The organism is Variovorax sp. RO1 (genome assembly GCF_002849325.1).
Classification (GTDB): Bacteria; Pseudomonadota; Gammaproteobacteria; order Burkholderiales; family Burkholderiaceae_C; genus Variovorax.
In genome coordinates, this window is sequence record NZ_PKMT01000002.1 from 63,910 (window position 1) to 78,112 (window position 14,203).

Sequence of the window (14,203 nt, forward strand, 5' to 3'; positions counted from 1 at the left end):
TCCAATGGCGACCACCTCGACGACCTCGACGACCTCCGCTTCCCGGCGCACGGCCGCAGCCGCAACCGCCGCGCCCGCCGTGCATTGCCGCGTCGAGTGCGCGGACCTTCATGCCCGCCTGTTCGCCGTCACGCTGACCATCGCCGCGCCCGCCGCGCAGCAGCGCGTGGCGTTGCCGGTGTGGATTCCGGGCAGCTACCTCGTGCGCGAGTTCGCCAAGAACCTGCAGGGCCTGCGCGCCACACAGGGTCGTCGCAAGCCGGTGCTGACGCAGCTCGACAAGTGCAGCTGGCAGATCGATTGCGTGCCGGGCCAGCCGCTGGTGCTGCACTACCAGGTGTGCGCCTACGACAACTCGGTGCGCACCGCATGGCTCGACGCCACGCGTGGCTTCTTCAACGGCACCAGTGTCTGCCTGCGTGTCGAAGGCCAGACCGAGGCGCCGCATGCGCTGGAGATCGTGCCGCCCACGCTGGCGGCAGACGCCGCGCGCTGGTCGTGCGCCACCGCGCTCGTGCCGACGAAGGCCGACAAGCACGGCTTCGGCAGCTACCGCGCCGCCGGGTATGACGAACTGGCCGACAGCCCGGTCGAGATGGGCGCTTTCTGGAGCGCCGAATTCGAAGCCTGCGGCGTGCCGCACCGCTTCGTGATCGCGGGCGCCGCGGCCTCGTTCGACGGCGATCGGCTCATCGCCGACACGCAGGCCATCTGCGAAGCCGAGATCCGTTTCTGGCACGGCGACAAGGCCGGCAAGCGGGGCGGGCCCAAGCTGCCGATCGACCGCTACGTCTTCATGCTCAATGCCGTGGACGACGGCTACGGCGGGCTCGAGCACCGCCATTCCACCGCGCTCATCTGCAACCGCCGCGACCTGCCGCAGCGCGGCGAAAAGAAGAAGCAGCCCGAGGGCTACACCACGCTGATGGGCCTCATCAGCCACGAGTACTTCCACACCTGGAACGTCAAGCGCATGCGCCCGGCGGAGTTCGCGCGCTACGACTACAGCCAGGAAAACTACACGCAGCTGCTGTGGTTCTTCGAAGGCTTCACGAGCTACTACGACGACCTGCTGCTGCGCCGCGCCGGCCGCATCGACGACGCGGCCTACCTGCGGCTGCTCAACAAGACCATCAACCAGGTGCTGCAGACTCCGGGCCGGCTCGTGCAGCCTGTCGCCGACGCGAGCTTCGACGCCTGGGTCAAGTACTACCGACAGGACGAGCAGACGCCCAACAGCACCGTCAGCTACTACACCAAGGGCGCGCTGGTGGCGCTGTGCTTCGACCTCACGCTGCGCCAGGAAGGCAAGGGCACGCTCGACGACGTGATGCGCCACCTCTGGACGCACAGCAACGGCGGCCCGATCAGCGAAGCCGACATTGCCGCCGCGCTCGAAGCTGTGGGCGGACGCTCGTACGCGCCGGAACTGGCGCGCTGGGTGCATTCCACCGACGAACTCCCGCTGGCCGACCTGCTGCGCGCACACGGCGTCGCCACGCTCGACGACCCGTCGCAACCGGCGCAGGCGCTCGGACTGCGCGTGGCCGAAACCGGCGGCAGCGTGCAGATCAAGGTCGTGCTGCGCGGCGGCGCCGCCGAGAAGGCAGGCTTCTCGGCCAACGACGAATGGCTCGGCATCGAACTGCCGGCCGTCGGTGGTCGCGGCAAGGGCGCATCGCAGCCTGCGCAGGCCTGGCGCCTCACGAAGCTCGACGACCTGGCGCTGTATCTCGGCAATGCCGCGAAGTGCACCGCCCTCGTCTCGCGCGACCGCCGGCTGCTGCGCCTGCCGCTCACGTTGCCGACGGGCTCGACCACGTGGCGGCTGTTCTCGCACGACGCGGCCAAGGTCTCGGCCTGGCTCGCAGCCAAGCCGTAATTTCTTCCGTTCAGCCCGCGTGATCGACGGCCGCCGCCAGCGACGGTCGCACGAACAGCATCGGCTGCGGCTCGCCCACCAGCACACAGGGCTTGCCGGTGCGGCGGCAGTGGTCCTGCACGCGCCAGTAGGCGCCGTGGCTCACGCAGCCGGTCTGGCAGATCACGAGGTCGGCCGCGCGCAGGCCCGCTTCGAGCGCCGCGGGGTCGTCGGCATCGTCGCCGCCGTCGTGGTGCAGGTAACGGCCGCCGGCAATCTCCACGAGCTGGCGCGCCAGCGAAGGCGCCTCGGGCGCCGCTTCCGAACGGCCGACACACAGCACCGACTTGGCACGCAGATCGGCGGGCACCTCGGGCCCCGGCGGCAGGGCATGGTGGCGTCGGCCGCCCGGCGCCAGCAACCCATGAAGGCGTTTGGGCAAGGCGGTGCCCGCGGCCGCGCGCGCCGCCAGCTCTTCGCGCACGATGGCAATCGCCGAGTCGCGCGCCACCAGTGCGCCGCGCAACCGCACGATCTGCGCCTCGAGCCGCTCGACCCGAGCGGCCTGCTCCATCAGCAGGCGCGAGCAACGCTCCTGCACCCGGGCGTAAGCCCGCAGCAACACGGCATGTTCTTGCATCGGGAAGTCCATGGCGGTCATTCTAGATGAGAACAATTCTCAAATGAAACACCCGCGCGTCAGCGGGCCCGAGGCCATGCTCGGTATAGTGGAACGCGTTTTTTCCCCCACCTCCCCCGGAGACAGAGACACCATGAGCTACGAAAACATCGAAGTGCGGACCGAAGCAGGCAAGGTCGGCATCGTCACCCTCAACCGCCCCAAGGCCCTCAATGCGCTGAACGATGCGCTGATGACCGAGCTGGGCCAGGCGCTCAAGGCTTTCGATGCCGACGACGCCATCGGCTGCATCATCCTCACGGGCAGCGAGCGCGCCTTCGCGGCCGGCGCCGACATCGCGGCGATGGCCAAGTACAGCTTCATCGACACCTACAAGGGCGACTACATCACGCGCAACTGGGAAACCATCCGCTCGATCCGTAAGCCCGTCATCGCGGCCGTGAGCGGCTTCGCACTGGGCGGCGGCTGCGAGCTGGCGATGATGTGCGACTTCATCATCGCGGCCGACAACGCCAAGTTCGGCCAACCCGAGATCAAGATCGGCGTGATCCCCGGTGCCGGCGGCACGCAGCGCCTGCCGCGCGCGGTGGGCAAGAGCAAGGCCATGGACATGGCGCTCACCGCCCGCATGATGGACGCCACCGAAGCCGAGCGCGCGGGCCTCGTGAGCCGCGTGGTGCCCTTCGAGAAGCTGGCCGACGAAGCGCTGGGTGCCGCGCTGATCATCGCGGGCTACTCGCAGATCGCCGTGATGGCCGCCAAGGAATCGGTCAACCGCGCCTTCGAGAGCGGCCTGAGCGACGGCGTGATGTTCGAACGCCGCCTGTTCCACGCGCTGTTCGCCACGCAGGACCAGAAGGAAGGCATGGACGCTTTCCTGAACAAGCGGGCCCCGGACTTCAAGAACGCCTGATCCGCTGAATCGTCACGGGCCCGGCGACTGCAACGGTCGCCGTCAGCGGGTCCGTGACAGCGCCGTGCGCAGCGCCTCGAGCGCCGGTGCCGGCGGCGCGCCGATGGATGCGGGGCCGCCCGGCTGCGGCGTCCACCGCACCTGATCGCCCGCGATCTCGAGCACGGCCAGCAACGCGCCGTCGCGCCGCAGTTCGAGGCGCGCCTCGACCGGCGCACTCGATTCCCCGCCCGACATGGTGGCCGCGCGCGCCACGGTGTTCACCAGCGCCGCGAGGCCTTCGGTGTCGCCGCGCGCCTGGCGCGTGGTGGCGCCGGCACGTGTAATGTCGAGGGCGGTCCAGCGGTCCAGTGCGGTGAAGCCACCGGTCGTGACGGCCTCAGTCGCCGCGCGTGGTGCGGCGGCCTTGGCTGCGGCCGGTGCGGACGCGGGCGCAGCGCGGCGCTGCATGCCTGCGACGTTCGCGCTGGCACCGCCTTGTGCGGCGAGCGATGACGTCGTTTCTGCGGACTCGCGCTGCATCGGCGGTGCTGCTGCGGCGGGCGCGGGTGGTGCGGCGGCATAGGGCACCGGGCTCCGACCGACATCGGCCATGGGAGAAGCCGCGGGCACAGGCGCCGACGCGATGGCGGGTGCGGCGGGGGCAGGCGCCGGGGCTTGCACCACCGGAGCCGCGGGCGCCGCCTTTTCTCGCATCCGTTCTTCGTCCTTCTGAATCGACGCCGCAGCGGGGGCTTCGCGCCGCCGCGTTGCGTCACGCGCTTCCTGCGTCTCGCGCTGCTTCAGGGTCTCTTTCGCATCGCGCGACGCTTCGCTGCGCTGCGCAGCGGGCGGCGTCATGTCTGCTGTTGCGGCCGGTTCAGCAGGGGGCGCGGCTGGCACCGGCGCTGCTGCCGGCGCCTCGGCCGATTGCGCAGGCGGTGCCGATGCCGGCGCGGGCGCCCTGGCCACTTGCGCTTCGCCATCAAGCCCGGCCTCGGGCACCGGCTCGCGATGCCACAGCACGGTCACGAAGGTCGCCACGAGCACCGTCGCGAAGGCCGCATTCCACGGCATGCGCGAGCGGGGACTGCCACCGCCGCCGAACACGCGTCGCCACCACGGCGCGGCCTCCGCCGCACGGCCGGCCGCCGGTGCGGAAGCCCCGGCGAGGTTGTGCGCCATCTTCAGGATCGCCTCGCGCGTGTGGGCCGCGGGCATCGCATCGCGGTCGGGCGCGTGGTCCAGCGCGCGACGCAGCCGCGGGTCGTGCAGGTCGTCGTCCATGCCGGTGCTCATGCCCGCTGCTCCAGCACCGACAGGTAGCGTTCCATGCAGCCGCGCAGTTTCTGCAGCCCGTAGCGCAGGCGGCTGCGCACGGTCTCGAAGCCGATCTCCAGCCTGGCCGCGAGCGCGTCGACGGTCAGGCCGTCTTCATGGTGCAAGAGAAAAGCCGCGCGCTGCTCGGCCGGCAATTCGTCGAGGCAGACCAGCAGCCGGCGACCGGCGGCGCGCCAGAACGCGAGCTCTTCGGCCGACGGATGCGCCGACAAGTCGGTGGCACCGTGCACGCCACGATCGAGTGCGGGCACCGCGTCGCCATCGTCGTCGGTCGCGTGGCCATCGAGCGTCACTTCGCGCCCGCTCACGCGCAGGCGGTCCATCGCGAGGTTGTGCGCGATGGTGAAGGCCCAGGTGCGCCACGTGGCGCCCTGCGGCGAAAAGCTGTCGCGCGCCGAGATGATCCGCACCCAGGTGTCCTGGAACACCTCGTCGGCCTGCGCCACCAGCCGCGCGCCGAGCAGGCGCTTGACGAAGCGGAACAGGCCGCCTTCGTGGCGCGCATAGAGCACGTCGAAGGCCGCGGCATCGCCGTGGGCGTAGGCCAGCATCAACTGATCGTCGGGCATGGCGTCGCGCGCGGTGGCGGCAGCAGAAGAAGGGGCGCGGGGCAGCGCAGACATCGGAGGATTGTCACCCGAGCTTGTACGGGCCAGCGGCGCGATCGGGGTTAAGCCGGTGTGCGTTCCGAAGCGATCGGACGCAGAAAAATCGACCTGAAAACGCCGGGTGTTGAACTCGGCCCAAAGCCTGGGCTATAATTTTGGGCTTCGGTGCAGTTTTGTACTGAACGGCTCTTTAGCTCAGTCGGTTAGAGCGATGGAATCATAATCCACAGGTCCGCGGTTCGAATCCGTGAAGAGCCACCAACACCACTTCCCCGCCTCGGCGGAGAAGTGAAAAAAAGCCCTAAGTTTTCAACGACTTAGGGCTTTTTTCTTGCCCGGAACCTGCTCAAGGAATCGCCTCCCGGTCCAACCGGAACGCCTCCGGCTCGCAATGCACCAGGCGCCAGCCGTGGGCGCCGTGCAGTTCCAGTTCGTCCGCAACGTCGGTCAGCGTGCCGATCAGCTCGTTGCCCCAGAACCTGCGCGCGCCGCGCACGGGGTTCATCATCCGCCGCAGCCGCGCGAGCGAAAGCATCCGCTCGGCGTTGAAGAAGAACTCGAGCGCCAGATCGAAAGTCACCGGGTCGAGGCGGCGTGTCCGGCCCGGGAAGCTCACGCTGCGTTCCAGCGGGTGGAAGCTGTAGGCGCCCCACGTGAGCGGCTTCGGCGTCGCGCAGCCCAGTCCGCGGGTTTGCAACACGAGCAGGATGTCCCGGTAGAAATCGTCGAACGACGGCGGCTGCATGGGCGGACGCGCCCGCAGGTGCCGCGTGGGCGCCGGGCCCGAGTCGGCGTGCGCCAACTGAACGAGCTTGCTTCCGATCGACGACAGCACCCCCGGCGGCAATGCCACCTCGCCTTCGCGGTCGGTCGGCGGCGCGTCGCCCAGGAACAGCAGGTTCAGGCGCGCCAGGTCGTCGCCCAGCGCCGTCAATTCGTCGCCGCTGGTGAACACCAGCGGCGCCACGCCGAGCGCGCGCAGCACGCGCCGCGCGTATTCGCGCTCGCGCAAGGCATGGCCCAGCACACCGATGCGGCGGGCCGGGCGCGTCACGGGGACGGGTGAAGAAGCGGGAGCCCGGCTCATCGGCGCACGGCCATTCCGCAATCCGCGGCAGGCTCAGTGATCGCGCGGCTGCGCCTTCGGGCGTTCGGGCCGCAGTTCGCGAACCCGGTGATCAGGACCTGCATGGGTGCTCGAAATTCCCAAAAGAATGAATGGAGGCGCGTCCCGCCCGCTCGCTCCAGGCGCCGCACGCGAAAGCACCCGGTCGCGATGAAGCGGGCCGACCGGAACGACCCGGTGCTACCCCATCCTAGGAAGAGCGGCGCTGCACGTACATAGGACTCTTCCGAAAATTGCCCCTGTTCGCGCCCCTCACAGCACCTTCGCGCCGCGCAGCCAGTCCAGCAACATCGCCGAGTCGGCGCGCATGCGCAGGTCGGCCGCTTCGGCATCGAAGCGTGTCGTCACCTGCGCCGACTGGTTGCCGTAGTGATCGCTCTCGGCGGTCAGCACGTCGAGCAGCGTGCGCTTGCCCAGGTGGTACCACTGCTCGAAGAAGATCTTGCGCACGCGATCGGTTTCCTGGATCAGCTCGCTGTACTCGCCGGCGCGGCTCGCGGACGCGTCGCGCTGTTCGGCCGACGTGCGCAGGCGGTAGGCCAGGTCACGCGCCGAGGCCTCGGCCTTTTCTTCACCGGCCGCCGCGCGCTCGAACGCCGCGCGTTCCGACGCGCGGCCCGAACCGCCCTGGAACGCGTTCCACTGCAGCGACAGGCCCGTGGACCACGGCTGCTTGTTGCCCAGCGAATCTTCCTGCGTGCTCTTGCCGACCACCCAGTTCAGCTGCGGCAGGCGCCCCGCCTTCACCGACTCCGCGTACAAGCCGGCGGCCTTGGCTTCGGCCCGTGCCTGCTGCATCGCCGGATGCTCGGCACCCGCGACCAATGCGTCCTGCAGCACGACGGGGCGCATCTCCCATGCCAGGTCGGCCGGCCACTGCACTTCTTCGCCGACCAGCTTCACGAGGCTCACCTGCACCTCGCGCAGCTTGGCCGTGATGGCGTCGCGCTGGGTCACGGCCTGCAGCCGGCGTGCGCGCGCCTGCGTGAGTTCGCTGGCGCGGCCGCGGTCGCTCTGCACGATCTGGCTGAGCATGTCGACCAGCTCTTCCATGCGCGTCACATAGCCCTGGCTGGCCTCGAGCGCCGCCTGGTGGCGCCGCTGTTCGAGCAGCGCCGACACGGTGTCGTAGGCGATCTTCTGGCGCACCTGCTGCGCCGCCTGGTAGGCCGCCTTCGAGGTCTCGGTGCGGCTGTCGATGGTGGCGCTCAGGCGCCCCCAGTCGTACACCGGCGTCGTGACCGACAGGTTGCCGGCCGCGCTGCGCGTGCCGCTGTTGCTGTTGGCGCCGCTGCCGAAGGTCGCGGTCGGCGACGACACGCCCACCTGCACCTGCGGCCAGCGCTGGCCCTTGGCCTGGTCGATGTCGTACTCGGCGGCCTTCCAGTTGGCATTGGCCTCGCGCGCCTCGGCGCTGAGCTCGAGCGCCTTGCGCACCGTCTCGTCGAGGTAGGCACGCAGGCGTTCGCCGGCGTCGGCCGACAGCCCGAGCGCCGAAGCGGACGCCGCCACCTTGCGCATCTGGAACGGTGCGGGCGACGACGCGACGAGCGGCGCAGGCGCAGGCGCGGACGCGAAGGCCATCGGCGCCACGGCCACCGGCAGGTTCGCCAACGGCACGGGGGCCGTGGCCGGCGATGCGGCCAGGCGGCGCGCCACCTTCAGCGCGGGCGCATCGCCCTGCACGGCTTGGGCGGACGCTGCGCCGGCGCCGAACAGCATCGACACCGACAGCAGCGCGCACACGCCCGACTGCATGGATTTCTTCTTCGTTCTCATGATCTGGACTCCTGCCTTTGTGCCTATCGCTCGCGAAACGCTTCGCGTGCCTTGAGCACCGGCTTCAGCAGGTAGCTCAGAACTGATTTCTCGCCCGTGCGGATCTCGACCGTCGCGGTCATGCCGGGAATGATGGGGAACTCCTTGTCGCCCGCGCTCAATGACGCCTTGTCCGTGCGCACCAGCAGCCGGTAGTACGAGGTGTCGCCGCGCGCGCCCTGGCGCGCCTTCTCGTCGTCGCGCAACGTGTCGGGGCTCAGGTGCTCCACGGTGCCGGTGAGGCCGCCGTAGATGCCGTAGTCGTAGGCCGAGATCTTCACCGTGGCCGGCAGCATCGGGCGAATGAACGCCACGTCCGACGGCTTGATCTTGGCTTCGATCAGCAGCTGGTCTTCCAGCGGCACGATCTCCATGATGTCCGCGCCCTGCTGGATCACGCCGCCGATGGTGTTGGCGCGGATGTTCTTCACGGTGCCCTTCACGGGCGCCCTGATGGTCGTGCGCTTGACCACGTCTTCGCGCGCGCCCATGTTCTCCTTGGCCTGCGCCAGCTCGCCCTCGAAGCGCGTGAGCTCGGCGTTGGCCTCGGCGCGGTACTTGTTCTGGCGCTCGGCGATCTGCAGGCGGAACTCGTTGGACTGGCGCTTCATGCGCAGGATTTCCACTTCCGACATCAGGCCGCGTGCCGACAGCGGCTCCGACAGCGAGATCTCGCGCTCGGCCAGCTGCAGGCTGCGGTTCAGCGCGCCCACGCTTTCGTTCAGCGTCTGGCGGCGCGCGTTGTAGGCCTGCGTCTCGTCGCGCACGATCGAGTCCACGCCCTGCACGTCCGGCGGAAACACCAGCGGCTGTGCATAGGCCTCGGCACGCAGCCGGGCAATCGCGCCCTTGAGCGCCTGCACCTTCGACAGGCCTTCGCGGTACGAGGCACCGGCGCGCGTGGCGTCGATCTCGAGCAGGATCTGCCCGCGCTCGACCACGTCGCCTTCGTGCACGTTCATCTCTTCGAGGATGCCGCCTTCCAGGCTTTGAATGATCTGTTCGCGGCTCGCAGGAATCACGCGGCCTTCGCCCTGCGTGATCTCTTCCACCTTGGCAAAGTGCGCCCACACGGCGCCGACCACGAGGATCGCGGCGATCAGGTACAGCACCAGCAGGCTGCCCGGCGTCTTCTGCACCAGCATCGCCTCGCGCAGGTCCTTCACGAAAGGAGAGTCTTCGTGGCGCGCGTGGCCGGTCGGGCCCGCGATCTTCGCGGGCAGCTTCGCCGCCGGGGCGGTCACCGGCATCGGCAGCGCCTTGCCGGCGTCAAGGCCTGCGGTGGTTTCGTTCGTGTTCATGGCATCGTTTCCTTGGCAGCGCGCGCGCTCACGCGGGCACCGCTTGTTCGTTCGGTTCATTGCTGGCCGCGCCGCGCAACCGCGCCAGCACCGTGTCCTTGGGTCCGTCCAGGAACACCTTGCCGTCGCCGTCCATCACGACGATGCGGTCGACCAGGTCGAGCACCGACAGCCGGTGCGTCGCCACCACCAGGGTCTGGCCCTGGGTGACATGCGCCATGCGGCGCAGGAATTCGTGTTCGGTCTGCAGGTCCATCGAGCTCGTGGGCTCGTCCATCAGCAGGATGCGCGGGCGCAGCAGCAGGCAGCGCGCGAGCGCCACCAGCTGGCGCTGCCCGCCCGACAGGCCGTGGCCGCCTTCGCCGATCGGCATGTCGTAGCCGCGCGGATGCCGGCCGCATCGACCACTTCGGTGGTGAAGGCGTGCTTGCCGCTGGCCAGCGGCGTGTCGGGCGTGAACGTCCAGCTGCCGTTGCCGCCGGCGATGGCTTCGCCGATCTTCACACCGTTGTCGTACACGTTCACGGTGGCGCCCGGCTCGGCCTTGCCGCTGAAGGTCGGGCGGTCGTCGTCGGTGGTCATGCCTTCGGTGACGGTGTTGCCGGGCGTGCCGGTGCCATGGAAGTCGGGGCGGGTGTCGTCGGTCTCGCCGCCGCGCTCGATCGGACCTTGCACGAGGCCCACGTCGTCATGCGCACCGCCGATGCCGTCGAAGCCGGGCTTGCCGGGCGGTTGAACCACGGGCGGCGCCACGGGGGGCAGGCTGGGCGCGGGATCGCCGTCGCTGCCGCTGGCCGCGGCGATCGCACCCAGGCCCAGCGCCGCCAGGCCGCCGGTCATCAGCAGGGGGAACATGCCGCCGAAGAAGTCGCTGTCGCCGCCGGCTTCGGTGCCTGCCAGGTACGACACACCCGAGCCGAACGAATCGCCGCCCAGCGCCACGGGCGCGGACTGGCCTTCGGACAATGTGTAGATGTCGCCGGCCGCATCGGTGCGCGCGTAGGCATACAGCTGGCCGTCTTCGGCCACGCCATACAGGCCCACGGGTTCGGACTGCGCGTAGTAGCCCTCGAGCACCAGGCTGGGGCTGCTCTCGCCTTCGAGCGTGACCTGCAGGTCCGCACCCACGCGCGTGAGAGTCACGTTCTCCGGTGCAAAGCCGTCTTCGCCCTTGAGCAGGTACTTGGCGCCTTTGCCGACCTTGATCTTGAGCGGCGCCTTGCCGTTCGCTGCCGCTTCCACCGTGTGATCGATGTTCTTGCCGTTGCTGTTGACGACGACCTTCGTCTTCTTCTTCGTTGCCATGTGATTTCCTAGTGCGGGAGAAAGTAATGGGGACCGGACAAGCACGCGAAATGCACGCGACTCGATCAACGGTTTTGTTAACCGATGACTTTAGGAAGACGGTCCCGATACATCCATCGGACGAGTCCGAAAGCACTCCTCCCAGAGATAGGCACAGGTCGAAACTGTGAACAAAGCCCCCCGGACTCCGTACAAAGCACAAAGGCCCTTGCAAGTCGATGACTCGCAAGGGCCTTGGGAAAAGGAAGGTGGCGGGTAAATAGTGCCGGGGAAAATCCGGGTCTGCTCAATCAGTGAGCAACGTGGTGCGAAGCCCCGTCAATGCTCGCTCTGCGGGTCCGCCTCCTCAGGCAACCCACAGAGTTATGCACAGAAAGAACGAACAACTGTCATCAAGTTGACTTGGCTGCGACGTAGCCCTTGAACTGCTCGCGCAACTTGGTCTTCAGGAGCTTGCCGGTGGCTGTATGCGGCAGGCTGTCGACGAAAGCCACGTCGTCGGGCAGCCACCACTTGGCCACGCGCTGCGAAAGAAAAGTGAGCAGTTCCTCGCCCGTGACCTGTGCGCCCGCGCGCGTCACCACGATGAGCAGCGGCCGCTCCTGCCACTTCGGATGCGCGATGCCGATCACCGCCGCTTCGGCCACGGCCGGGTGCGCGCTGGCGGCGTTCTCCAGGTCGATCGACGAGATCCACTCGCCGCCCGACTTGATGACGTCTTTTGCGCGGTCGACCAGCTGCACATAACCGTCGGCGTCGATGTTGGCCACGTCGCCGGTCGGGAAGAAGCCCTCGGCGTCGAGCACGTCGCCGCCTTCGCTGCGGAAGTAACCGCTCGCAATCCACGGGCCGCGCACGTGCAGGTGGCCGAAGGCCACGCCGTCGTGCGGCAGGCGCTGGCCGTTCTCGTCGACGATCTTGAGCTCCACGCCCCACACGCCGCGGCCCTGGCGCATCTTGACGGTCGTCTGCTCATCTTTCGGGAGCGCGAGGTGCTTGGGCAGCAGGTTGCCGATCACGCCGATGGGGCTGGTCTCGGTCATGCCCCAGCCTTGCACGAAGTCGGCGTTGAAGTCGCGCTCGAAGCGTTCGATCATGGCGCGCGGCGTGGCGGCGCCGCCCACGCCGATGCGCTTCAGGCCGATGGCGCGGGTGTCGATTTCGGGGTGGGCATCGAAGTACTGGAACAGCATGAGCCACACGGTCGGCACCGCCTGCGAGAAGCTCACCTTCTCGTCGCGCATGAGTTCGTACAGGCTCTGGCCGTCCATGTGCGGGCCGGGCATGACGAGCTTGGCGCCCACCATCGCCGCCGAGTACGGCATGCCCCAGGCGTTGGCGTGGAACATGGGCACGGCCAGCATCAGCGTCATCTGCGAGCACACGCCGAAGGTGTCGGGCGCGCATTCCATCAGCGAATGCAGCACGGTGGATCGGTGCGAATACAGCACGCCCTTGGGGTTGCCCGTGGTGCCCGAGGTGTAGCAAAGCGACGAGGCGGTGCGCTCGTCGAACTCGGGCCAGGTGTAGTCCTCGCTCTGCGCGCCGATGAGCTCGTCGTAGCACAGCAGGTTGGGCACGTCGATGCTCGGCATGTGCGCGCGGTCGGTCATGGCGACGAAGGCGCGCACGCTCGTGAGCTTGGGTGCGAGCTTCTCGACCAGCGGCGCGAAGCTGGTGTCGAAGAACAGCACCTTGTCTTCGGCGTGGTTGACGATGTAGTCGATCTGCTCCGGAAAGAGCCGCGGGTTCACCGTGTGCAGCACCGCGCCCGAACCCGACACGCCGTAGTACAGCGCCAGGTGTCGGTAGGTGTTCCACGCCAGCGTACCCACGCGGTCGCCGGGCGCCACGCCCAGCGCCTTCATCGCATTGGCCACCTGCTTGGAACGCAACTGCACCTCGCGGTAGTTGGTGCGGTGCACCGGGCCTTCGACGGTGCGCCCGACGATCTCGGCGTGGGGGTGGAAGGTGGCCGCGTGGTCGATCAGCGACGAGATCAGCAGCGGGCGGTCCTGCATCAGTCCGAACATGGTGTGTGTCTCCTGTGGATTTTTTGTGAGCGTGCTTCACAAGGCTACTTCACGGCGATCGAATCACCCATGGGCTCGAACTCCTTGCCGTTGAACTGCACCAGCTGCAGCGTGTTGAACGGAAAGTAGTCGGTGGCCGAGGTGTTCAGCGCAATGCCCGGCAGCAGCATGCCGGTGCGCATGTTCTTCAGCGTGGTGGCCTGCTTGAGCAGGTTCTCGCGCGTGAGCTTGTCGCCCGAGGCCTTGAGCACGGTCTCCATGGCCTGCGCCACGCCGTAGCCGTACACGCCGGCGGCGTTGTTCACGTCTTCGTTGGGTGCGTACTTCTTCATGAAGGCCAGGAACTCCTGCGTGGCCGGGTCGTTGGCCCAGCGCGGCTGCGCGGCGTCCTTGAAGAAGGCCATGGCCATGATTCCCTTCGACTTCTCCAGGCCCGCGGGCTCCAGCGTCATCTTCACGTAGGCCGACACGTAGGTGAGGTACTGCTGCTTGGGCTTCCAGTTGATGTCCCACGCTTTGCGGATGGCCTGCGCCGCGAAGCGCGCGGTGGCGAAGTTGACGAACACGTCGGCGCCCGACGACTGCAGCTTGATGATCTGCGAATCGACCGTCGGGTCGGCCACCTCGAACGAGGCCTCGGCCACCACCATCGAGGCCTTGTCGCCCAGGCCCTTCTTCAGGCCCTTGAGCAGGTCCTTGCCGAAGTCGTCGTTCTGGTAGAGCACGGCGATCTTCGCGTTCGGCATCGTCTTCAGGATGTTCTTCGCGTAGAGGCTGCCCTCGCCTTCGTAGCTGGGCATGTAGGGCGTGGTCCAGGGGTAGGTCTTGGGGTCGTTGAAGCGGTCGGCGCCCACGCCCAGGAACAGGTGCGGCACCTTCTTGGCGTTCATGTAGCGCTGGATCGCGGCGTTGGAGGCCGAGCCCAGGTTGCCGTACACGGCGAGCACCTCGTCTTGCTCGACCAGCTTGCGCACCACCTCCGTAGTGCGCGGCGGCGTGTACTGGTCGTCGTAGCTGATGAGCGTGACCTTGCGGCCGTTGATGCCGCCCTTGTCGTTCACCATCTTGAAGTACGCCTCGTTGACCTTGCCGACGATGCCGTACGACGACACCGGGCCGCTGTAGGGCATGGCCATGCCGAGCTTGATCTCGGTGTCGGATGCGCCGGTGTCGTACTTCTTCTGCGCGAGGGCCGCGCCGGCGGTGAACAGGAGGGCCGCGCCACCCAGGGCGGCGGCCAGTCGAACGATGGAGGTCATGGAGGCTTCAGTGGAAAAA

11 protein-coding genes, 1 tRNA gene and 1 pseudogene are annotated in these 14,203 nt (G+C 68.2%); 3 read left to right on the forward strand and 10 right to left on the reverse strand.

The genetic code is table 11. The features are described from left to right. Positions 1-4 precede the first annotated feature (4 nt). Positions 5-1,882, forward strand: coding sequence for a M61 family metallopeptidase (locus CY658_RS11460; protein WP_101490367.1), 1,878 nt, complete (start codon positions 5-7; stop codon positions 1,880-1,882). 10 nt (positions 1,883-1,892) lie between these two features. Here the strand turns inward: CY658_RS11460 and CY658_RS11465 are convergent, their stop codons facing one another. Next, the gene (locus CY658_RS11465; protein ID WP_101491252.1) at positions 1,893-2,501 is read right to left on the reverse strand and encodes a DUF2325 domain-containing protein; all 609 of its coding nucleotides are present in this window, start codon (positions 2,499-2,501) and stop codon (positions 1,893-1,895) included. Between the two features lie 133 nt (positions 2,502-2,634). Here CY658_RS11465 and CY658_RS11470 point away from each other — a divergent pair, with 133 nt between their 5' ends. Then, on the forward strand, positions 2,635-3,414 hold the full coding sequence (locus CY658_RS11470) for an enoyl-CoA hydratase (protein WP_101490368.1): 780 nt from the start codon (positions 2,635-2,637) through the stop codon (positions 3,412-3,414). 42 nt (positions 3,415-3,456) lie between these two features. On the opposite strand, the gene CY658_RS32995 is transcribed toward CY658_RS11470, so the two are convergent. Continuing rightward, a complete protein-coding gene (locus CY658_RS32995) occupies positions 3,457-4,692 on the reverse strand; it encodes a hypothetical protein (protein WP_257884843.1) in 1,236 nt (411 codons plus the stop codon). Further along, positions 4,689-5,357, reverse strand: a complete 669-nt coding sequence (locus CY658_RS11480; protein WP_101490369.1) for a sigma-70 family RNA polymerase sigma factor — start codon at positions 5,355-5,357, stop codon at positions 4,689-4,691. Before CY658_RS11480 ends, CY658_RS32995 begins: the two co-directional genes overlap by 4 nt. A 169-nt stretch (positions 5,358-5,526) precedes the next feature. Here CY658_RS11480 and CY658_RS11485 point away from each other — a divergent pair. Next, positions 5,527-5,603, forward strand: a tRNA-Met gene (locus CY658_RS11485). An 85-nt stretch (positions 5,604-5,688) separates the two neighbouring features. Here the strand turns inward: CY658_RS11485 and CY658_RS11490 are convergent. The 7 genes and pseudogenes from CY658_RS11490 to CY658_RS11520 form a co-directional block, all read right to left on the reverse strand. Beyond that, the gene (locus CY658_RS11490) at positions 5,689-6,396 is read right to left on the reverse strand and encodes a hypothetical protein (protein ID WP_101490370.1); all 708 of its coding nucleotides are present in this window, start codon (positions 6,394-6,396) and stop codon (positions 5,689-5,691) included. Between the two features lie 324 nt (positions 6,397-6,720). Continuing rightward, the gene (locus CY658_RS11495) at positions 6,721-8,247 is read right to left on the reverse strand and encodes a TolC family protein (RefSeq protein WP_101490371.1); all 1,527 of its coding nucleotides are present in this window, start codon (positions 8,245-8,247) and stop codon (positions 6,721-6,723) included. 23 nt (positions 8,248-8,270) lie between these two features. Beyond that, positions 8,271-9,587, reverse strand: coding sequence for an HlyD family type I secretion periplasmic adaptor subunit (locus tag CY658_RS11500; RefSeq protein ID WP_257884844.1), 1,317 nt, complete (start codon positions 9,585-9,587; stop codon positions 8,271-8,273). Positions 9,588-9,615: 28 nt separating this feature from the next. Then, positions 9,616-10,053, reverse strand: a complete 438-nt coding sequence (locus CY658_RS11505; RefSeq protein ID WP_374221117.1) for an ATP-binding cassette domain-containing protein — start codon at positions 10,051-10,053, stop codon at positions 9,616-9,618. Continuing rightward, positions 10,026-10,892: pseudogene (locus CY658_RS33110) on the reverse strand (Ig-like domain-containing protein); the annotation flags it as partial. The pseudogene CY658_RS33110 and the gene CY658_RS11505, both read right to left, overlap by 28 nt. A 392-nt stretch (positions 10,893-11,284) precedes the next feature. Further along, positions 11,285-12,925 carry a 3-(methylthio)propionyl-CoA ligase gene (locus CY658_RS11515; RefSeq protein ID WP_101490374.1) on the reverse strand — a complete coding sequence of 547 codons (1,641 nt, stop codon included), beginning with the start codon at positions 12,923-12,925 and terminating at the stop codon, positions 11,285-11,287. A gap of 44 nt (positions 12,926-12,969) precedes the next feature. Then, positions 12,970-14,184, reverse strand: coding sequence for an ABC transporter substrate-binding protein (locus tag CY658_RS11520; RefSeq protein ID WP_101490375.1), 1,215 nt, complete (start codon positions 14,182-14,184; stop codon positions 12,970-12,972). Positions 14,185-14,203 lie beyond the last annotated feature (19 nt).